This window comes from Tepidibacter formicigenes DSM 15518, from assembly GCF_900142235.1.
Taxonomy (GTDB): Bacteria; Bacillota; Clostridia; order Peptostreptococcales; family Peptostreptococcaceae; genus Tepidibacter; species Tepidibacter formicigenes.
Genome location: NZ_FRAE01000006.1, coordinates 75,468 through 96,810, shown reverse-complemented (window position 1 = coordinate 96,810; position 21,343 = coordinate 75,468). Strand labels below are relative to the sequence as shown.

The window sequence follows — 21,343 nt, the reverse complement described above, 5'->3', positions numbered from 1 at the left end:
CACATATTAAATTAACCCATTCAGTTAACTTACGAAACCCTTCAATAGAATTTGAAACTTCAATATACTTCTCTAACTCAATTCCTCTAAAATCTTGAGCTCTAGCAACGTGTGCATATTTAGCTATATCTATTCCAATAATTAAAGTTGATTCTGTTATTTGCGAAATCTTTTTATTTTGTGTATAATTCATTTGTAGTACCTCCATTGATAGTCTTATTTTAATTCGGGGTAAGTTGCAACCTTACACCCTGTATTCTATCAGGAGGTACTTTTTTTATCAAAGTTCAAATTTATTCATTACAGGAATGCTCCTTTATAATAAATATATATAAAATATAATTTAATCTTAAAAAAGACGTCTGCTTGTTCTAATAAATTATCTTTTGTCACTAATAATATATGAATATTCTTTAATTTTGTTAAATAATAAAATAAAAAATTTCCACCTTAGCAATCAGATGGAAATTTAGGGCATGATAAATCAAAAATTATTCTTCTTTCTTTAAATATATTAATTTCAAGGCATGCTTTGATCTTTTGAGTAAGTGTATTATTATTTGAATTTAGCCTTATATCATTTTCACCAGATATGCATACAACTTCACATTTTAAATTAGAAGTATCGTTAATTTTACAATCTTTAAATGTAAATCTTTTTGCTATTCTAAAAACAAATTCACGATGTATATCTTCATTTCCTAATTCACTTATAGTAAGATTTTCTTTTATAACAAATTCGACATCAACTTTAATATTTTTACTTTTAGGAGGATTTACAATACAGCATTTTAAAGGAATAATCTTAGCATTACCATTAACAACAGCAAAACGTCCAAAATCCTTGTAAATTTTAATATCTTTATCTTCATGCTCAAACTTAAAAGTTTCTTGGCATATTATATTCTTACTCTTTACTATATCACATGAACTCATATAAATTTCCTCCTTTCTTTTTCGTATTGTTGAGATTATATACAATAACATAGTATGATTTCTTTTAAAACTTGTCACACATAATATATTATTCAGATAGAGTATTTTTTGATATAATAGAATAGGTGATAATATGGAAAAATATAAATTTAGTATAGAAGAAAATAGTATTCCAAAATACCTTCAAATATATATAAAAATAAAAGAAATGATACAAAGTGGAGAACTTGAGAAGAATGAAAAACTTCCGCCTATAAGAAAGCTTGCAAGTATTTTAAATGTAAATAACACTACAATAGTAAAATCATATGAATTATTAGAAAACGAAGGATTTATATACAAAATAGTAGGAAGTGGAAGTTATGTTTGTGAAATAAAAAAATATAAGGAGGATTTAGAGTTTAAATCAAATGAAGAAATTATAACTTTTGATACAGGAAATCCATCACTTGAAATTTTTCCAGTGGAGGATTTTAAAAAAGCTATAAATATAGCGGTTGAAAAAGAAGGACCGTCTTTATTTAATTATGATGAAGGTCTTGGATATTTTAATTTAAGAGTAGCTATCTGTGATTATTTGAAGAGTCTTGATATATATTCAAACCCTCAAAGAATACAAATAATATCAGGCGCTCAGCAGGGTATAGATATAATTTGCAAAACTTTAATTAATTATGGAGATGTAATATTTTGTGAAGAGCCTACTTACAATGGTGCATTAGAGGTGTTTAAAACTAAAGGAGCAAAGGTTATACAAATACCTATTTTAAAAGATGGAATAGATTTAGGTATTCTAAAACTAAAACTTGAAAAAATAAGGCCTAAAATTATGTATGTTATGCCAAATTTTCAAAATCCTACAGGAATATCTTATAGTAAAGAAAAAAAACAAAAGCTTTTAGAACTTGCAAAAGAGTATGATTTTTATATATTAGAAGATGATTTTTTAAGTGATTTTAAATTTTATTCAGATGATAATAAAACTTTAAAATCATACGATGATTGTGATAGGGTTATATATATAAAAAGCTTTTCTAAAATATTAATGCCAGGTCTTCGAATTGGGCTTATGGATATACCAATAGGGCTTTTAAATAAAGTAATTTGGGCAAAGTATTCTAGTGATATATCAACTTCAAGTCTTGTTCAAAAGTCTTTATACTATTATATAAGGAATTTTAATCTAAAAATTCATTTGAAAAATTTAGAGCAAACATATAAAATAAGATTTGATAAGATGAAAGGATTAATAGAGGATAAGTTTAAAGGAAGACTTGACTTTAATATTCCAAGTGGAGGAATTAACTTTTTTCTATCTCTTCCGAAGGGGTATTCATCTATTGATTTTAGAAGCTATCTAATTGATTATGGAGTATCAATACTTCCAGGAAGTTATTTTTTCGATAATCCTATTGAAGATAGGTTTTTTAGATTAAATATAGCTTCTACTAGTGTAGATAAAATAGAAAAGGGAATAGAAATAATAGACAATAAATTAGATGATTTTTTAATAAAATATAAAAATAATATTGATTTTAAAAACAATAGGTTATTTTTTTAAACTTTAAGGAGATTATATAATTTTTTAATCTATATATAATATTGATTAAAAAACTGAAGTAGCAATTATTTTTGAGCAACGGAGCCCGTTAGGACTCGTTGGCGACATGAGCCATGCGGTAGCATGAAGCGAATTTTTTAGAAAGAGGTGTAAACGTGTTATCTAAAGAAAAAATAAATAGAATAAATTATTTAGCTAGAAAATCTAAAACTGAAGGACTTAGTGAAATCGAAAAAAAAGAACAGCAAAAACTAAGAAAAGAATATTTGGAAAATTTTAGAAAGGATTTTAGGAAAAAATTAGATTGTATAGAAATTGTAGATTAAAGGGGGACTTTTATGGCTGAAAAAAAATATGTTATTTTCAAACTTAATAAAGAAGAATATGGTGTGGATATTATGACAGTTAAGGAGGTAAGTGAGGTTAGAGAAACTATTAAAGTTCCAAATACTCCCCAATTTGTGGATGGAATTATCAATATAAGAGGAGACATTACTCCTATTATAAATCTTAAAAAAAGATTTAACATTGAAGAAAATAATGAATCAATAGAAGGTGCTAGAATAATTGTTGTAAGTATAAAAGATAAGATGGTTGGCTTCATAGTTGATGATACTTCTCAAGTTTTATCTATTGACGAGAAGAACATAGACCCAGCACCAGAATTAATAGCTGGTGTAGACAAAACATATATTCAAGGAATAGGCAAGCTTGAGGATAGAATAGTAATAATACTGGACTTAGAAAAGATTCTAAGTGAAAATGAAAAAGATTTAATAAATGGAATGGATATATAAATAAAAGATTGTCAATCGACAATCTTTTATTTTTTTTTTAATAAATAGACAATAAGTAGTATATTATGTTGATAAAATTTGTAGTATAATGTATGTTAATGTTATATATTAATAATGAAAGAGGTTTAAAATGATAGATGAAAGTAAATATTTCGTTGATTTAAACGGAATTTTTAACAAAGTTGTTGAAACTATAAAAAACAGTCAAGATGAAGTAATGGCAATATATGAAGGTGTACATAGTGAATGTGAAAAAATGAAAATTGAATTAGAAAATTTGAAAATTAGAGTCAAACTTTTAATAGATGAAGTGGATTACTTAGAAAAAGAAGAGAAAAAAACTAAACAGAGATTAGCTCTAATTAGCAAGAATTTCCAAAAATATTCTGAAGAAAAAATAAGAAGTGCTTATGAAGAAGCTAAAGATATACAAATTAAATTAACTTTAAAAAGAGAAGAAGAAAAAAATTTAATAATAAGTAGAAATGAATTAGAAATAAGACTTAGAAAGTTAAATGAAATACTTGAAAAAGGTGAAAATTATATGTCAAAAATGAAGTCTGTTGCTGATTTTCTAGTAGGAGATTTAGAAAATGTATCTAAGAAGATGACTTCTTTAGAAGGGAAAGCTAAAGTTGGAATGAAAATAATAAAATCTCAAGAAGAAGAAAGAAGAAGAATAGTAAGAGATATTCATGATGGCCCAGCTCAAAGTATTGCATCTTTAGTTATAAAATCTGAAATAATAGACAGGCTTATGAATAAGGACATATCTCTTGTTAAAGATGAAATTAAAAATATGAAAAAGGTTTTAAGATCTACACTAAAAGATGTAAGAAGAATTATGTATGATTTAAGTCCTTCGTCTATAGATGATTTAGGTTTAATTCCTACAATAAATAGAATTATTTCTGATATACAATATGAAAAAGATATAAATATTGATTTGGTTGTTTTAAATAATGAAAAAATAACTCATTCTTTAGTTAGACTTACAACATTTAGAATTATTCAGGAATCTTTAAATAATGCATGTAAACATTCAAAGGCTAAAAATATAAGAATTAGATTAGATATAAATAAAAAAAGAGTTGCTGGAGTTGTAGAAGATGACGGAATTGGGTTTGATATAAATTTAAACAGCAAATTAAAAGGCTCTTTAGGAATTGGATTTATGAAAGAAAGAGCATCTTTATTAGATGGACAATTAACTATAGATTCAAAAATAGGAGAAGGAACAAAGGTGATATTTGCTTTTCCTAATAAGGAGGTAGAACATGAAGGATAAAATTAAAGTTATGATAGTAGATGATCACTCTCTTATGAGAGAAGGGCTTGCTAGAATATTAGAGCTAGAAGACAATATAAATGTTGTTGCTAAAGCTTGTGATGGATTTGAGGCAATAGAGTTTTTTAAAAAAATAGATATAGATGTAATTTTATTAGATATAAATATGCCTAATATGAATGGTATAGAAACACTAAGAGCATTAAAAAATATGGATTCATCATCAAAAATTATAATGCTTACTATATATGATGAAAGAGAATATTTAATAGAAACTTTAAATTTAGGTGCAAATGGATATATGCTAAAGGATTCAGAATCTTCTAGTTTAGTTTCAGCTATTATTAATGTATATAACGGAGGAAGCTATGTTCATCCTAATCTTGCAGGAGAGCTTTTAAAAGAAATAAATAGAAAAAAAGAACATAAAGCTAATAAAGAAGGTTTAGGAAGTTTAACTAAAAGAGAATATGAGGTACTTTCATTAATAGCAGAGGGACTTAGTAATAAGGAAATTTCAGAAAAGTTATTTATAAGTGAGAAAACTGTTAAAAATCATGTTTCGAGTATACTAAGAAAATTAGAATTATCTGATAGAACTCAAGCTGCTATATATGCATATAAAAATAATATAAAAAAAATATAAATTTTTTATGGTCCCATGTTGTTTTTATAAAATAATATAGGGACTTTTCTTATAACGAATAGGAAATTATATTCCTATTTAAATTGTGGATAAATATAAATTCCGTTATGAGTTTTAAGCAACGGAATTCGTTAGAATTCGTTGGCGCTATGAAATTTTAAAAAAGTCTACATTGTAAAATCTTTAGAATGAAGACTTTTTTATAACGAATAGGAAATTATATCATGAGATAGCATAAAGCGAATTTTTTATATAAAACTTCTAAAATATGGTATAATAAAAACGATATGTTTAAACACTATTGTATGGAGGTGTATAGAGTTGAATTTAAATCATGAATTTAAAAGCGCTTGGAATAATTTAAAGGATGGAGAAATGGACAGTTTAATGAATTATTCTAAAGAATATATGAATTTTTTAGATAATGGAAAAACAGAAAGAAGGTGTGTAGAAGAAATAATAAAAAAGGCTAAGGAAAAAGGATTTATTTCTTTAGAAGAAGCTATTAAAGGTGGAAAGCTTCAAAGTGGGTGTAAAATCTATGCAAATAATAAAGAAAAAGGTGTAGCTTTATTTGTAATAGGTAAAGAAAGTTTAGAAAAAGGAATGAAAGTAGTAGGAGCTCATGTTGACTCTCCTAGACTTGATTTAAAACCATTTCCTCTTTATGAAGATGGAAATTTAGCTCTTCTTAAGACTCATTATTATGGTGGAATAAAAAAATATCAATGGACTTCTATTCCTTTAAGTCTTCATGGTGTTGTATTTAAAAAGGATGGTACTAAAGTTGATATAAACATAGGAGAAGATGAAAATGATCCTGTTTTATATATAACTGATCTTTTAATTCATTTAGCAAAGGATCAAATGGGTAAAAAGCTTTCAGAAGGTATTACTGGAGAAGGACTTAATGTTATAATAGGACATATTCCTATGAAAGATAAGGAAAAAAATGCAGTAAAAGAAAATATATTAAAACTTTTAAATGGAAAGTACGGCATTACTGAAGAAGATTTTGTAACTGCTGAAATAGAAGTAGTTCCTGCTGGTAAAGCAAGAGATGTTGGAATAGATAGATCTATGATAGCATCATATGGACATGATGATAGAGTTTGTACATTTGCAGGATTTAAATCTATACTTGAAATAGAAAATCCAAAGTATACAGCAGTAGGATTATTTGTAGATAAGGAAGAAGTAGGTTCTATGGGTAATACAGGAATGGAATCTAGATTTTTTGAAAATACAGTAGCAGAGCTTATTAATTTAGAAGGAAATTACAATGATTTAAAATTAAGAAGAGCTCTTGCAAATTCTAAAGTTTTATCAGCTGATGTTACTTGTGGATTTGACCCTAATTTTCCTGATGTTGTAGACAAAAGAAATGCAGCGTTTATGGGCCATGGCGTTGTTATAACTAAATACACAGGGGCAAGAGGAAAAGGTGGATGTAATGATGCTAATGCTGAGTTTGTATCAGAAATTAGACAATTATTTAATGAAAATGAAGTTACGTGGCAAATAGGAGAACTTGGAAAAGTAGACCAAGGAGGCGGTGGAACAATAGCATATATATTAGCTAACTATGGTGCAGAAGTAATAGACTGCGGTGTTCCAGTTCTTAGTATGCATGCTCCAATAGAAGTTGTTAGTAAAGTAGACTGTTATGAAACTTATAAGGCATATAAAGCTTTCTTAAAATAAGGAGTAGATTAATCTACTCCTTATTTTTACTTGAAAAAATACAATATATGATTTATGAATTTTTCTTCAAGAGGAGTTGGTATTCTTTTTTTAGAATATATAAAATAAAAACTTCTATTTAAGTTAAGTTCTTTTATTTTATATGAATTTAATGCATTAAAACTAACTGAATCTATAACAGACTTATTTGAAACTATAGAAAGTCCAAGACCCGCTCTTACCATTTCTTTTGTAGCTTCATTACTTTCAACATGAGCAATTATATTAAAATCATTTAAGGATAGGTTATTTTTCTTAAGGCTATTAACTATAACTTTTCTAGTACCAGAGCCTTCCTTTCTCATTATCAAGTTTTCATTTTTAATAGATTCAATACTAACATATCCATTAGAAGAAGGTATTTTATAATCATAAGGAGTTATTAATACCAGTTCATCCTTAATTAATTCTATATATTCTATTTGAGAGTTAGGAATTTTAGTTCCAACGAATCCAAAATGTATTTTTTCGTCTAATATTTCTTCAATTGCATCTTGTGAATCATAATGACTTATAGTGAATTTAGCATCTGGAAATTCATTATTGAAAGACTTTATAACTTTAGGCAATATGTATGCTTCTGGAATAGAACTTGATGCAAATTCTATTATTCCTTCTATTTTACCTTCGTATTCTTTTAAGTTATATAAAGCTTTTTTGCGAGAATTTAGTATTTCAAGAGCATGAGTATATAGAATTTCTCCAGCCTTTGTTAGGGATATATTTTTATTATTTCTATTAATTAAAATAGTCCCAAGCTCTTTTTCGAGATTTTGGATGTGATTACTAATAGTAGGTTGTGTTAAAAAAAGCTCCTTAGCAGCTTTTGAAAAGCTTTTGTATTTAGCTATTATAATAAATGTTTCTAGTTGTTTAAAATCCATTTTATCTCCCCGCTTAAATTATGTATTTTATTGAATTAACAAGTGTTTTAAAAGAAAAAATAAATATATTATAATTATATCATATAGTTATAATATAGTAAAAATCAACATATTTTGTAAAAAGGGAATTATGAGGTGATGTAATGGATAAAAGTAAACTATCATCCCTTTTAAAAAAGCCAGAGGGAGCGAAGCTTGATTACAAATTAAAAATAAGCTTAAACACTAATGGAGAAAAGAAAGAATTAGCTAAAGATATTGCTGCAATTGCAAATACTCATGGAGGAAGAGGATATATAATATTTGGAGTAGAAGATAAAACAAAAAAGATAATAGGAATAGAAAAAGATGAGTATATAGAAGAAAAGATACAACAAATATTATCAAACAGAATAGATCCACCAGTACCTATAAGAATGGAGTATGTAGAATATGAAGGAAAAACATTAGGAATATTAACAATATTTAAAAGCTATCAAAGACCTCATCAATTAAGGCAAAATGGAACTTTTTATATAAGAAGAGGATCTACAACTGATGTAGCAAGAAGATATGAAGTTGCTTTAATGTTTGATGAAAGTGGAATTATAAGCCTAGAGATGATGCCTATATTTGAAAGTAATATAGATGAAATAGATTATAGATTAGTATATAACTATTGTAAAAAAATAAACATAAAGGAAGAAATATCTCTTGAGCTTCTTGAAAATTTAGGAATATGTGTAAAAACAGAAGAAGGAAAATATAGTCCTAGCTTAGGTGGACTTTTGGTATTTGGAAAGCATCCTCAAAGATATATATTGAGTTCTTCTATAAGAGTTATTAATGAATTAGATAAAGAAAGTATAGTTAAAATTTTTCATGGAAATATAATTTATATGCTTGATGAAGTTGAGTTCTATTTAAAAAATACATTAAAATACTATAATTATCCTATAGAAGGATTATATGAGTGTATAAGAAATAGCCTAGTACATAGAGACTACTTTGATTTAAGTAGAGAAATAGTTATTTACTTAGGAAAAAATAAGGTAGAAGTAAACAATCCTGGTATTTTAATGATGGAAGATACAATAAATTCCATTTTCAAAGAAAAGAATCCGAGTAGAAGGAATAATTGGATATATCAAAGGCTTTTAATATTAGATGATAAAATGAGATTTTTAGGAAGTGGAATGGGATTTAATAGAATTAAAAAATCTTTTGAAGAAATAGGCAATGTAAGATTTTTTAATATATATAAAAGAAACTTATTTAGAGTTATACTTCCAGGTGTAAAAATAAAAGGGTATTAACAAGTGAATCTTGTTAATACCCTTTTAAAATTCTTAAATGGTGCCGGTGGTGGGACTTGAACCCACACGTCATTGCTGACAACGGATTTTGAGTCCGCCCCGTCTGCCGATTCCAGCACACCGGCTAATCATAAAGAAATATTATCATAAAAGTAAAAAATTTTCAATACCCTTTTTACCCTCTTTTTTTTCTGTTATAATACATAAGAATAAGGTATATAAATTTAGGAGTGATTATATTGGATAAAAGACTTGTTATAATAGATGGAAATTCCCTTATGAATAGGGCTTTTTATGCTCTTCCAGATCTTATGAATAAAGAAGGATTACATACAAATGCTATATATGGATTTACAACAATGTTATTTAAAATAATAGATAATTATAATCCAACTCATATAAGTGTGGCATTTGATTTAAAAGCTCCAACATTTAGACATAAACAATATGAAGACTATAAAGCCGGAAGAAAGAAAATGCCTGATGAATTAAGAGTTCAAGTTCAACCTTTAAAAGAGCTTTTAGATGCATTTAAGATACATAGACTTGAAATAGAAGGTTTTGAAGCAGATGATATAATAGGTACAGTATCACAGTTTGCAGAAAAAGAAGGCTTTGAAGTTTTTATAGTTACAGGAGATAAAGATGCAATTCAGCTTGCTTCAGATAATACAAAAGTTTTAATAACTAGAAAAGGACTTAGTGAACTTGAAGAATATGATTATAATGAGGTTTTAAAAAGATATGAATTAACACCAGATCAATTTATAGATCTTAAAGGCCTTATGGGAGATAAATCTGATAATATACCAGGGGTTCCTGGAATTGGTGAAAAAACAGGAATAAAACTTTTAAAGGAATTTGAAAGTATAGAGAATTTAATACAAAATACTGATAAACTAAAGGGAAGTGTAAAAAAGAAGATAGAGGAAAATATAGATATTGCTCTAATGAGTAAACGTCTTGCAACTATAATTAGAAATATACCTGTAGAAATAGATGTAGATGATTTAAAATTAGAAGAATATGATGAAGAAAAAATAATAAAGCTTTTTAACAAATTCGGATTTAACAGTTTAATAGGAAGAATAAACAGTAATCAAGGAAATAGAGAAAGTGTAGATTTAAATGTAAAATATTTGTCTTTCAAAGAAATGGACGAGCTAATAGATGAAATAAAGAATAAAAAATATATGACATTCAAAACGGTATCAAAAGAAGGGGAACTTTTAGATGAAAATATAATTTACTTATTTATAACATTAGATGGAGAAAATATTTATTATATAAAAGAAAAAGAAGGTATTTTAAAGCTAAAAGAAGTATTAGAGTCTAAGGATATTAAAAAGTATGGATATAAATTAAAAGAAGATTATATAGCTCTTAGAAATTATGATATAAATCTTAAAAATATAAATTTTGATATAGTTATAGCAGAATATTTAATAGATGCAACTAGTTCAAATTATTCTTATGATAATATTGCAGCAAAGTATATAGGTAGAAAAGTAATTTCTGAAGAAGAACTTCTAGGAAAAGGCAAAAAGGCTAAAAAATATGAAGACTTAGATGAAAATACATTAACAAATTATTTTAGCAGTATTTTAAATGTAGTTGTTAATGTAAAAGATAAAATGGAAGATAAAATAAAAGAATATAAGATGGAAACTCTTTTTTATAATGTTGAAATTCCACTAATTGAAGTTTTAGGATATATGGAGCATGAAGGGTTTAAAGTAGATGTTAAAAAACTTGAAGATTTAAAAGAAGAATATACATTATTAATAAATAATTTACAAAATGATATATATAATTTAGCTGGAGAAGAATTTAATATAAATTCACCTAAGCAGTTAGGAGTAGTTTTATTTGAAAAATTAAATTTACCTATAATTAAAAAGACTAAAACAGGATATTCTACAAATGCTGAGGTTCTTGAAAAATTAAAGAATGAACATCCAATAATAGAAAAAATTTCTGAGTATAGACAAATAGTTAAGTTAAAAACTACATATGTAGATGGTTTACTTAATATAATTAATAAAAGAAGTGGTAGAATACATTCATCCTTTAATCAAACTATTACAACTACAGGTAGAATTTCATCAACTGAGCCTAATCTTCAAAATATACCTGTAAGACTTGAAATGGGTAGAAATTTAAGAAAAGTATTTATTTCTAAGGAAAATTATACTCTTTTAGATGCAGATTATTCTCAAATAGAGCTTAGAGTACTTGCTCATATAAGTGAAGATAAAGATTTAATTAATGCGTTTTTAAGTGAGGAAGATATTCATACAAGTACTGCTGCTAAAGTTTTTAATGTAGATATTAAAGATGTTACAAGTGAAATGAGAAGTGCTGCAAAAGCTGTAAACTTTGGTATAGTATATGGAATTAGTGACTTTGGATTATCTCAAAATTTAAGTATATCTGTTAAAAAAGCAAAAGAATATATAGATAGCTATTTTAACAAATATCCTAAGGTAAAAGAGTATATGGAAAGAGTAGTAGATGATGCTAAAAAAGATGGATATGTAACAACTATTTTAAATAGAAGAAGATATATTCCAGAAATTAATTCTAAAAACTTTGTTGTTAAAAATTTAGGAAAAAGACTTGCAATGAACACTCCTATTCAAGGAAGTGCTGCAGATGTTATAAAAATTGCCATGGTAAGTGTATTTAATAAATTAAATGAAAAAAATTTAAAGTCTAAATTGATTCTTCAAGTTCATGATGAACTTATTATCGAAGCACATGAAGATGAAGTAGATGTAGTAAAGGATATATTAAAAACTGAAATGGAAAAAGCGGTAGAACTTACTGTACCTTTAAAGGTAGATTTAAATTCAGGAAAATCATGGTATGAAACTAAGTAGGTGAAATTATGAAAGTAATAGGTCTTACAGGTTCAATAGGCAGTGGGAAAAGCACAGTATCTAACATGCTTATTGAAAAAAATATAAAAATAATTGATGCTGATAAAATTTCAAGAGAAATATTAAATAGAGGAAATACTCTTCAAGAAATTTTTACTTATTTTGGAGATGATATTAAAAATTCAGATGGGAGTTTAAACAGAAAAAAATTAGGAAGTATTGTTTTTTCTGATGAAGACAAACTTATAAAGTTAAACTCTATAACTCATCCAAAGATAAAGGAAGAAATAGAGGAAAAAATAAATTTCTATAAAGATTTAGGGGAAAAAATAATAATAGTTGATGCTCCCCTTCTTATAGAAGCAAATTTAAATTATATGGTGGATTTAGTTTTACTTATTATATGCAATGAAGAAGCTCAAATAAAAAGAATAATGAGTAGGGATAAGATATCAAGAGAAGAGGCTGTTTCAAGAATAAAGGTTCAAATGAGTGTAGATGAAAAGAAAAAATATGCAGATTATATAATAGATAATTCGTATACAATGGATGAACTTAAAATGGAGATAGAAAAATTTTTAGATAACTTGGAGGACATAAGAGTTGAATAGAAAAAGTTCTTTTATTGTTTGTATAATTACTGTTTGTTTAATTATAGGGGGAGTGCTTAATATAAAAAATTTTTTACAAATAATATATCCTACTCACTATGAAGAATATGTATATGAATATTCAAAGGAGTATAATATAGATCCATATTTAGTTTTTGCTATAATAAAAACAGAAAGTAAGTTTTTTCCTTATGCAAAGTCCTCAAAAGAAGCAAAGGGACTTATGCAAATTAGTGAAGGAACACAAAAATGGGCCATGGAGGACCTTAATATAGAAAATTCTAATATTTTTGACCCTCAAGTAAATATAAAAATAGGATGCTGGTATATAAATAAACTTTTTGAGCAATTTGAAGATATAGATTTAGTTATAGCTGCGTATAATGGTGGCTCTGGAAATGTAGATAAGTGGCTTAAGGATGATAGATATAGCTATAATGGAATAAATTTAACTAATATCCCTTTTAAAGAAACAAAGAATTATGTTAATAAAGTAAAAAAATATCATAAAATATATAAAATTCTCTATGAGAAAAGAGGAGAAACTAATGAAAAAATTAAGAATTATTTTTCTTTTAATTACTATCATTTTTCTTTTTGGATGTAGTGCAGATGATAAGGAATTAAATAGTCATTTAGAAAAAGCAAATTTACAACCAGAAAATTTAATACCTAAAGAAGGTGGGAAGATAAGTATTTCTGTAGTTGAATTTAAAACTTTAAATCCTCTTTTAAATAAAGAAAAATCTTTAGATCAAGCTTTAAAATTAGTATATGACAGTTTATTTACATTAGATGAAAACTACAATATAGTTTCAAAGCTTGTAGATAACTATAGTTTTTTAGATGATGGTATGATTTTAAATATAAATTTAAAGGATAATATAACATGGCATGATGGAGTGAAACTAACTTCTCAAGATGTCAAGTTTACAGTTGGTTTATTAAAAACACTTAGTGAAAGTCCCTATTATCCTTTAGTTTCAAATATATATTCTGTAGATATAGTATCTGATAATAGTTTTAATATTGTATTTACAAAACCTTATTCATTTTCACTTGAAAATCTTATATTTCCTATACTTCCAAATCATAAATTATATGGACAAAGTATAGATAATATAAAATTAGATGAAAATAATTTAATAGGATCTGGAATGTATAAAATAAATAAATATGAAAAAAGAAAATACATAGATTTAGTTAAAAATGAAAATTATTATGATGAAAAACCTTATATAGATGAAATAAGAATGGTTATAGTTCCAGATAAAGAAGCACAAGAAAGTATGCTTATATCACTTGAAACTGATATTTGTGAGGTAGATCAAATAATAAGTGGAAAATTTCCAACAAAGAGATTTGATAGTAAAAAATATAGAGGACAAGACTATGAATTTCTGGCTTTAAATTTTAATAATGAATATATAAAGGATATAAATTTAAGAAAAGCAATTGCATACATAATAGATAGAGAAAAAATATTAAAGGAAGTTTATCTTAAAAAAGGTGAAATTGTTGAATTTCCTTTAAATTCTAATTCGAAATACTATAATAAAAATATTAAAAACTATAATCATAATTTAGATAAGGCTAAGGAATACCTGGATAAAACGCAATTTCAAGATATTAAGTTTACACTTATTGTTGATCAAACAAACTTTGAAAGGTTAAAAACTGCATATATAATTAAAGAACAATTAGAAAATTTAAATATAAAGTTAGAAGTATTAGAGCTTTCATGGGAAGATATATTGAATAGGCTTCGTACAGGAGAATATGATTTGGCATTACTTGGATGGAAGCTTCCTATAGTTCCAGATCCTACATTTGCTCTTTATCCTAATAACGTTACTAACTTCACGAATTATGTTGATCCTAATATGGATATTTTAGTTCAAAATTTATTAAGTTCAGTGAAAGAAGAGGATAAGATTAAAAATTATTATGAACTTCAAAAATATATAAAAGAAAATCTTCCTTTTATAAGTTTGCTTGTAAAAGATGAAAATCTAGTACTTAACAATAAAATAAAAGGAAGATTAAATTCTAATGATTTTAATATATACAATGGAATTGAAAATATATTTGTAAACTATTAAGGAAGCTTGAAAAAGCTTCCTTTTCACTAGTAATAAAATATTGACTTAATAAAAAAAAACAATTAAAATAGTACTAGAGAATTTAATATGCGGGGATGGCGGAATCGGCAGACGCGCTATCTTGAGGGGGTAGTGAGTGAATGCTCGTGTGGGTTCAAGTCCCACTCTCCGCACCAGTTATATAAAGACCTAGAGGTCTTTTTCTATTTTTTGACTTTCACTTTAAAAAGTCAATTTGCTAATCCCCAAAATGCAATTATATAAAATTGATAGATTATCATATTAAGTGCAACACATAAAATTAAGCAAAAAAAATAGTCCATAGACTTACGTTCGCATTAGAATAGAAAAATTTATAATATAGCTTCAATTTACAAATTATCAACTAGATAAATAATTTTTTTTACTAAGTTAGTTTTTATTGTATACTTAAGTTCTCAATTATTGATAATATGTTATAATCATTTATTTCCTTAATTATATTTATAATATCTTTAGAGAAAAATGTAGTGCTGTTAATTTAAAATCAACTTCTACAGTCCATTCACATATGCAAAAGTTTGAAAAGGAAGGATATCTATATTCTATATAAAGAAGAAACTCATCCAAGAGCAATCTCTATTACACAAAAAGGTATGGAATTAATTAAAGGTGAAATAAAAGAAGAAATTAAGTTTAATAAAAAGGATTATAAAGTTTTATTAGCTGCTGAAATATTTTTAAGGGAAAATGGTTTTGGCTTAATTTAAAGAATATGAAGATATGATAAGTAAAATAGCTTGTATTTTGAATGGGTAAATCCATGGCTTAAAATGATTAATAATAAGTTAAATAAAATTGATTAAAAATCAATATTATATTGTATAATATTTTATATAGATTAAATAAAATGAGTGATATTAGAAAAGGAGGTGTCTTTGTGAATGAGAATAAAAGGAAAAAACTTCCCATAGGTGAAGATAATTTTAAAAAATTAATAGAAGGTGGATATTATTTTGTTGATAAAAGTGAATTCATAATAGATATATTAAGAGAAGATAGTTCGGTAGTTTTAATAACTAGACCTAGAAGATTTGGTAAAACTTTAAATATGAGTATGTTAAAATATTTCTTAGATATAAGTGGTGATTATAGATACTTATTTAAAGATTTAAAGATATCTAAAAGGCAGACAAAAGATATAGAAGATATGAGAAATAATACACCTGTAATATATTTAACTTTCAAAGATTGTAAGTCAGTAGACAAAGCTGGTTTAATAAGTAGTATTCACAATGAAATAGTAAGAGAGTGCAGCAAATTATTTACATTAGAAGAAATAAAGCAGTATGAATTAGATAAACTGATAAATACAGATACAACAAAATACTTAAAATATGCAATAGCAAATATGAGTAAAGCCTTATATACAAAGTATAATAAAGATGTAGTTGTATTAATAGATGAATATGATACACCTATTTTGAGTGCATATGAGTACGGATATTATAAAGATTTGTTACCATTTTTTTCAGTATTCTATGGATCAGGTTTAAAAGGAAATGAGTATTTAAAAAGAGCTCTTTTAACAGGGATAAATAGAGTAGCTAAAAATAATATATTTTCGGGTTTAAATAATCTAACTGTATACACGGTAAATTCTTCTAAGTTTTCAAATAGATTTGGATTATTAGAAAGAGAGGTAAAAGAGTTATTTAAGCATTTTGGTATAGATTACTCTTTAGAGGTTAAAAAGTATTATAACGGATATAAGTTTTCAAGTAATAGAGTGTTCAATCCTTGGTCGGTATTAAGCTACATTCATAAATCAAGTTTAGAACCTTATTGGGTAAACACTGCCAATCCTGAGATATTAATAGATAAAGTATTAAACTTAGGAGAAGATGCTTTAGTTTTATTAAATGATGTTCTATTAAAAGATAATGTGTTAATTAATTATGATGTAGATAATATGATATTTGAAGAATCAAATCTAGATACTTTTATAGGACTTATGATAAATTCTGGATATTTAACTGTAGAACAACAAACTTCTTATAATGAAGGTTATATTAAAATACCAAATGAAGAAGTAAGAATAGCAATAAATAAACTGTTAAATTCTTGTTTACTCTCAGATGGTAGAAGTACTATAACTAAAATGAGACAATCTTTAATAAAGCAGGATTTTGATATGTTTAATAAAGTATTAGAAAAAATGTTAATAGATAATTTTAGCTATCATGATATGAAAGAATATGCATATCACGTGTTTATGAACACTCTTATGCTCCATGTTACAGATATATACGATCTACATTCAAATTTAGAGATGGGACTAGGTAGAAGCGATATATATTTAAAACCTAAAAGACCTGGATTAAAACCTATAATATTTGAGCTAAAAAAGTCTAATTCTGATAAAGATTTACAAAAAGATGCTCAAGAAGGACTAAATCAGATAAGTAAGAAAAAATATGATTATAATGTAAAAGATTGTGTTCATATAGGTATGGCTTTTTATGGTAAGAGTGTATGTATGGTTAGAAATGTTTAAAAAAGCTTTGTGTTTTGATGGATAGAGCCATGGGTAAATAAAAATAGTATTTATTAATTTAGTACATATAATTAGTATTCTATTTTTATTATTGTATATAAAATTATTAAAAATGACTTAAAATCCATAATATTACATTGAGGGGGGTAGTGAGCAAATGCTCGTGTGGGTTCAAGCCCCACTCTCTTCACCAGTTATATAAAGGCCTAAGGGTCTTTTTTCATATAAAAAATTAATGCTAGTTTTTGCTAATATTTGAATGTTATAGAATTTTAAAAAATTTATAATAATATGTTGAAATATATCGAAAATATGCCGATTATTAAAGTGAAGTTAATATACATATGGAAGGAGAGAGGTATAATGAATAAAAGAATGATATCTTTAATTTTAGCAGGATCATTAATGGTTCCAACTAGTTCTTTTGCTATGATGAATAACAAACAAGATTTTAAGAAAGTAAGTATTAGACAACATAAGGAAGATGATAAAGAGGATAAATTAAGAAAAGATAAAAAACATGAAATAGAAAAAAAGATAAAAAGAGAAATAAATGAAAAATTGAAAAAAGATAAAAAAGATGAAATAAAACACAGGTTGGAAAAAGAAATAGAAGAAAAAATAAAATCAAAAACAAAAGAAGAAATAAAGAAAGAAATGAAAGATAGAATCAAAGAAGAAAAGAAAGAAGAATTAAGAAAAGAAATGATAAAAAAAATAAAAAAGGAAATGGAAGAAAAATTAAAACAAGAAGTTAAACGTGAAATAAACGATGAAATAAGAAAAGAAATAATTCAAAAAATGAAAAAAGAAATAAGGGAAAATTTAAAAAAAGAATTAAAGAAAGAGAGAAGAGAACAGATAAAAGCATTAAAAGAAGCAGCAAAAGAGGCTTATAATAAAGAAGAACTTGCTAAAATTGAGGAAAGAATTAAGGAATTAAAAGAAAAGCATCCAAATGTAAAAGTTTTACCTGTAGAAAATATAATCTCTAAAAAAATGAATTTTAAATTTGACACTCCTCCAGTTATTAAAGAAGGAAGAACTTTACTTCCAGTAAGAGCTATATCAGAAGGACTAAAAGCTGATATTTCATGGAATAGTGAAACTAAGGAAGTAACTATAACAAAAGATGGTAAGAATATAATTTTAAAAATAGATAGTAATATAGCTATAGTAGATGGAAAAGAAGTTAAACTTGATTCAAAAGCCGAGATAATGAGTGGAAGAACTGTTGTTCCTGTAAGATTTGTAGCTGAAAACTTAGGTCTTAAAGTTAAATGGGATTCAGATGAACAATCAATAGAAATAGAGGATCAAGATGAAGAAACTATAGATGAAATAATAACAGAAGAAGATATTGAAACAGAACTAGAAAGTGAATTATTAGATGAAATAGAAAATACTTATCTAGATGAAGATACTACAGAAGAAATTGAAGAAGAAGTTGATATAGAAGTAAATGAAGATATAGAAATTAATAACGAGGAAGTTCAAGTAGAGGCTAATGAAACTAATATAGAAAATAATGTAGATGCAGAAGAATAAATATAAAAAAATACCACTTCATACTTTAAATTAAGGTATGGGGTGGTATTCTTTAACAATTACTTTTGATTTAAACTAATCCTGCATAAATTTCTAAAATTTTCTTCAAACATTTCATTATTTTGTTTTGTTCTTTTTTTAGTTTTTTTTGTTTTAATTCCAGCTTGTCTTGATTTCTGGGACAAATGTCTTTGGAATAATAGCATATCTATATTATCATTAGTATATACTAGTCCGTTTTGGTTAATTACAAGGGCTTTTTTAGAAAGAGCCATGGAAGCCAATCCATAGTCTTGGGTTACAACTATATCATCTTTATTTACCTTGTTAATTAATGCAATATCAACTGAATCCCTTCCTTTATCAACTGTTATCACATTAGAATACCCATCATTAATAATGTGACTTGTATCTATAAACATTAATATATTTAAATTATATTCTTTGCCTATTTTGACTATTATATTTTTCACAGGACAAGCATCTGCATCTACAAGAATTTTCATGATTAACTCCTTTTATAAATATTTAGTATTTTAAGTATAAAATATTAAAACTCTTTGTTCAATGATTAAATGAAAAAACAGTTGACTTATTAGAAACTTTGTATTAAATTTATATTATAATAATTATTTAATTGTAATTTCGATTATTAATATGTAAAAAAATGTAGAATCAATATAATTTGAAAGTAATGGGATGATTACTTATTTTTTTGACACCTATGCAAGCGTTTGCATAAATTTAAGAAAGAAAATATATTATATGAAAAAAATCAAATAGCAATTTTTTCATTCTTATGCAATCGATTGCATAAGAATGAAAAGAAAGGGGAGATAATATATGAAAAAAATATGGTGGAAAGAAGCTGTTGCTTATGAAATATATCCAAGAAGTTTTATGGATTCAAATGGAGATGGAATTGGTGATTTACAAGGTATTATATTAAAATTAGATTATTTAAAAGATTTAGGAATTGATGTAATATGGATTTGTCCAATGTATAAATCACCAAATGATGATAACGGATATGACATTAGTGATTATCAAGATATCATGGATGAATTTGGCACAATGGATGATTTTGATGAACTTTTAAAAGAGGTTCACAAACGTGATATGAAGCTTATAATTGATTTGGTTATTAACCATACAAGTGATGAACATCCATGGTTTATTGAGTCTCGTTCTTCAAAAGATAGTCCAAAACGTGATTGGTATATATGGCGTGATGGTAAAGGAGAAAAAGAACCGAACAATTGGGAAAGTATTTTTGGTGGTTCTGCTTGGGAATATGATGAAAATACTGAACAATATTTTTTACATTTATTTTCTAAAAGACAGCCAGACTTAAACTGGGAAAATGAAAAAGTACGTGAAGCACTTTATAATATGATTAATTGGTGGTTAGATAAAGGTATTGATGGTTTTAGAGTAGATGCTATTAGTCATATTAACAAAGAAAAAGGATTAAAAGATATGCCTAATCCAAAAGGGCTTAAATATATTCCCTCATTTGATAAGCATATGAATGTAGATGGAATTCATAAATATCTTGAGGAGTTAAGAGATAATACTTTTGCTAAGTATGACATAATGACAGTTGGTGAAGCAAATGGAGTTAAAACTGAAGATGCAGAGCTTTGGGTTGGTGAAGAAAAAGGAAAATTTAATATGGTTTTTCAATTTGAACATTTAGACTTATGGGATGCTGAAACTAATAAAGAATTAGATATTATAGGTTTGAAGAATATATTAACAAAGTGGCAAAAAGGACTTGAAGGAAAAGGATGGAATGCATTATATATTGAGAATCACGATATACCTCGTAGTGTTTCTACTTGGGGAAATGATACAAAATATTGGCGTGAAAGTGCAACATCACTAGGACTTATGTATTTTATGATACAGGGAACACCATTTATTTATCAAGGACAAGAAATTGGTATGACTAATGTTAAATTTGAAAGTATTGAAGAATATAATGATATAAGAACTAAAAATATGTACTATATCAAAAAAGAACAAGGCATACCTCATGAAGATATAATGGAGGTTGTATGGGCAGGTTCTAGAGATAATTCTCGTACTCCTATGCAGTGGGATGAATCATCAAATGCAGGTTTTACAACTTCAAAGCCGTGGATAGGGGTTAATCCAAATTATAAAGAAATTAATGTAGCAAAACAACAAAAAGATTCAAATTCTATACTTAACTTTTATAAAAGAATGATTAAGATTAAAAAAGAAAATGAAGTATTAATTTATGGAAAATATGATTTAATCTTAGAAAATAATAAGCAAATTTATGCTTATACACGCACGCTTGATAATAAAAAAACTGTCGTTATTTGCAACTTAACATCTTCAGAAGCTGTATATGAACACAATGATTTAAAATTGAAATATGGTGGATTATTATTATCTAACTATGATGTTAAATCACACAAGGATATAACAAATTTTGTATTAAAACCATATGAAGCAAGAGTTTACAATATTATTTAATTTTAA

Annotated in this window: 18 protein-coding genes, 2 tRNA genes and 1 pseudogene; 16 read left to right on the top strand and 5 right to left on the bottom strand. The window is 26.0% G+C overall.

Annotated features, from left to right (window positions below):
- A pseudogene (locus BUA77_RS13660) lies at positions 1–193 on the bottom strand (IS110 family transposase); the annotation flags it as partial.
- A gap of 257 nt (positions 194–450) precedes the next feature.
- On the bottom strand, positions 451–936 hold the full coding sequence (locus BUA77_RS01500) for a hypothetical protein (protein ID WP_072886637.1): 486 nt from the start codon (positions 934–936) through the stop codon (positions 451–453).
- Positions 937–1,069: 133 nt separating this feature from the next.
- On the opposite strand from BUA77_RS01500, the gene pdxR reads away from it, so the two are divergent.
- The 6 genes from pdxR to BUA77_RS01470 all read left to right on the top strand — a co-directional run bounded on the left by pdxR (position 1,070) and on the right by BUA77_RS01470 (position 6,932).
- Positions 1,070–2,497, top strand: coding sequence for a MocR-like pyridoxine biosynthesis transcription factor PdxR (pdxR, locus tag BUA77_RS01495; RefSeq protein WP_072886636.1), 1,428 nt, complete (start codon positions 1,070–1,072; stop codon positions 2,495–2,497).
- A gap of 155 nt (positions 2,498–2,652) precedes the next feature.
- On the top strand, positions 2,653–2,823 hold the full coding sequence (locus tag BUA77_RS01490; protein ID WP_072886635.1) for a DUF896 domain-containing protein: 171 nt from the start codon (positions 2,653–2,655) through the stop codon (positions 2,821–2,823).
- A 12-nt stretch (positions 2,824–2,835) separates the two neighbouring features.
- Positions 2,836–3,294 (top strand): chemotaxis protein CheW, encoded by a 459-nt coding sequence (locus BUA77_RS01485; protein ID WP_072886634.1) that lies wholly within the window; start codon positions 2,836–2,838, stop codon positions 3,292–3,294.
- A 130-nt stretch (positions 3,295–3,424) separates the two neighbouring features.
- Positions 3,425–4,582, top strand: coding sequence for a sensor histidine kinase (locus BUA77_RS01480; protein ID WP_072886633.1), 1,158 nt, complete (start codon positions 3,425–3,427; stop codon positions 4,580–4,582).
- Positions 4,572–5,228: a response regulator gene (locus BUA77_RS01475; RefSeq protein ID WP_072886632.1), complete on the top strand. Its 657-nt coding sequence runs from the start codon at positions 4,572–4,574 to the stop codon at positions 5,226–5,228. The genes BUA77_RS01480 and BUA77_RS01475 overlap by 11 nt, the downstream gene beginning before the upstream one ends.
- Before the next feature lie 321 nt (positions 5,229–5,549).
- Positions 5,550–6,932, top strand: coding sequence for an aminopeptidase (locus BUA77_RS01470; protein ID WP_072886631.1), 1,383 nt, complete (start codon positions 5,550–5,552; stop codon positions 6,930–6,932).
- 26 nt (positions 6,933–6,958) lie between these two features.
- Here BUA77_RS01470 and BUA77_RS01465 read toward each other — a convergent pair whose 3' ends face one another.
- Positions 6,959–7,855: a selenium metabolism-associated LysR family transcriptional regulator gene (locus BUA77_RS01465; protein ID WP_072886630.1), complete on the bottom strand. Its 897-nt coding sequence runs from the start codon at positions 7,853–7,855 to the stop codon at positions 6,959–6,961.
- 143 nt (positions 7,856–7,998) lie between these two features.
- Here BUA77_RS01465 and BUA77_RS01460 point away from each other — a divergent pair, with 143 nt between their 5' ends.
- A complete protein-coding gene (locus BUA77_RS01460; RefSeq protein WP_072886629.1) occupies positions 7,999–9,150 on the top strand; it encodes an AlbA family DNA-binding domain-containing protein in 1,152 nt (383 codons plus the stop codon).
- A 38-nt stretch (positions 9,151–9,188) separates the two neighbouring features.
- Here BUA77_RS01460 and BUA77_RS01455 read toward each other — a convergent pair.
- Positions 9,189–9,275, bottom strand: a tRNA-Leu gene (locus BUA77_RS01455).
- A gap of 114 nt (positions 9,276–9,389) precedes the next feature.
- Between BUA77_RS01455 and polA the strand changes: the two genes are divergently transcribed.
- From polA to BUA77_RS13335, 8 genes are all read left to right on the top strand, one after another.
- Positions 9,390–12,032 carry a DNA polymerase I gene (gene polA / locus BUA77_RS01450; protein ID WP_072886628.1) on the top strand — a complete coding sequence of 881 codons (2,643 nt, stop codon included), beginning with the start codon at positions 9,390–9,392 and terminating at the stop codon, positions 12,030–12,032.
- A gap of 8 nt (positions 12,033–12,040) precedes the next feature.
- The gene (gene coaE, locus BUA77_RS01445; RefSeq protein ID WP_072886627.1) at positions 12,041–12,643 is read left to right on the top strand and encodes a dephospho-CoA kinase; all 603 of its coding nucleotides are present in this window, start codon (positions 12,041–12,043) and stop codon (positions 12,641–12,643) included.
- Positions 12,636–13,250, top strand: a complete 615-nt coding sequence (locus BUA77_RS01440) for a lytic transglycosylase domain-containing protein (protein WP_072886626.1) — start codon at positions 12,636–12,638, stop codon at positions 13,248–13,250. The genes coaE and BUA77_RS01440 overlap by 8 nt, the downstream gene beginning before the upstream one ends.
- Positions 13,192–14,745: an ABC transporter substrate-binding protein gene (locus tag BUA77_RS01435; RefSeq protein ID WP_072886625.1), complete on the top strand. Its 1,554-nt coding sequence runs from the start codon at positions 13,192–13,194 to the stop codon at positions 14,743–14,745. The genes BUA77_RS01440 and BUA77_RS01435 overlap by 59 nt, the downstream gene beginning before the upstream one ends.
- Before the next feature lie 89 nt (positions 14,746–14,834).
- Positions 14,835–14,921 (top strand) — tRNA-Leu (locus BUA77_RS01430).
- A 384-nt stretch (positions 14,922–15,305) separates the two neighbouring features.
- Positions 15,306–15,494: a hypothetical protein gene (locus tag BUA77_RS13455; RefSeq protein WP_143151266.1), complete on the top strand. Its 189-nt coding sequence runs from the start codon at positions 15,306–15,308 to the stop codon at positions 15,492–15,494.
- 170 nt (positions 15,495–15,664) lie between these two features.
- Positions 15,665–17,281 (top strand): AAA family ATPase, encoded by a 1,617-nt coding sequence (locus BUA77_RS01425; protein WP_159428928.1) that lies wholly within the window; start codon positions 15,665–15,667, stop codon positions 17,279–17,281.
- Between the two features lie 363 nt (positions 17,282–17,644).
- A complete protein-coding gene (locus tag BUA77_RS13335) occupies positions 17,645–18,829 on the top strand; it encodes a copper amine oxidase N-terminal domain-containing protein (protein ID WP_084605388.1) in 1,185 nt (394 codons plus the stop codon).
- A 59-nt stretch (positions 18,830–18,888) separates the two neighbouring features.
- Here BUA77_RS13335 and BUA77_RS01410 read toward each other — a convergent pair whose 3' ends face one another.
- On the bottom strand, positions 18,889–19,335 hold the full coding sequence (locus tag BUA77_RS01410) for a YaiI/YqxD family protein (protein ID WP_072886623.1): 447 nt from the start codon (positions 19,333–19,335) through the stop codon (positions 18,889–18,891).
- Between the two features lie 337 nt (positions 19,336–19,672).
- On the opposite strand from BUA77_RS01410, the gene BUA77_RS01405 reads away from it, so the two are divergent.
- Entirely contained in the window at positions 19,673–21,337 is a 1,665-nt protein-coding gene (locus BUA77_RS01405) for a glycoside hydrolase family 13 protein (protein WP_072886622.1), read from the top strand.
- The last annotated feature ends 6 nt before the right edge of the window (positions 21,338–21,343 follow it).

Bases quoted from the DNA above. Each gene is read 5' to 3' on its own strand.
- BUA77_RS01405 (WP_072886622.1), top strand. From the start codon at position 19,673: ATGAAAAAAATATGGTGGAAAGAAGCTGTTGCTTATGAAATATATCCA.
- BUA77_RS13335 (WP_084605388.1), top strand. From the start codon at position 17,645: ATGAATAAAAGAATGATATCTTTAATTTTAGCAGGATCATTAATGGTT.
- BUA77_RS01465 (WP_072886630.1), bottom strand. From the start codon at position 7,855: ATGGATTTTAAACAACTAGAAACATTTATTATAATAGCTAAATACAAA.
- BUA77_RS01485 (WP_072886634.1), top strand. From the start codon at position 2,836: ATGGCTGAAAAAAAATATGTTATTTTCAAACTTAATAAAGAAGAATAT.
- BUA77_RS01475 (WP_072886632.1), top strand. From the start codon at position 4,572: ATGAAGGATAAAATTAAAGTTATGATAGTAGATGATCACTCTCTTATG.
- pdxR (WP_072886636.1), top strand. From the start codon at position 1,070: ATGGAAAAATATAAATTTAGTATAGAAGAAAATAGTATTCCAAAATAC.
- BUA77_RS01410 (WP_072886623.1), bottom strand. From the start codon at position 19,335: ATGAAAATTCTTGTAGATGCAGATGCTTGTCCTGTGAAAAATATAATA.
- BUA77_RS01435 (WP_072886625.1), top strand. From the start codon at position 13,192: ATGAAAAAATTAAGAATTATTTTTCTTTTAATTACTATCATTTTTCTT.
- BUA77_RS01460 (WP_072886629.1), top strand. From the start codon at position 7,999: ATGGATAAAAGTAAACTATCATCCCTTTTAAAAAAGCCAGAGGGAGCG.
- BUA77_RS01500 (WP_072886637.1), bottom strand. From the start codon at position 936: ATGAGTTCATGTGATATAGTAAAGAGTAAGAATATAATATGCCAAGAA.
- BUA77_RS01480 (WP_072886633.1), top strand. From the start codon at position 3,425: ATGATAGATGAAAGTAAATATTTCGTTGATTTAAACGGAATTTTTAAC.
- coaE (WP_072886627.1), top strand. From the start codon at position 12,041: ATGAAAGTAATAGGTCTTACAGGTTCAATAGGCAGTGGGAAAAGCACA.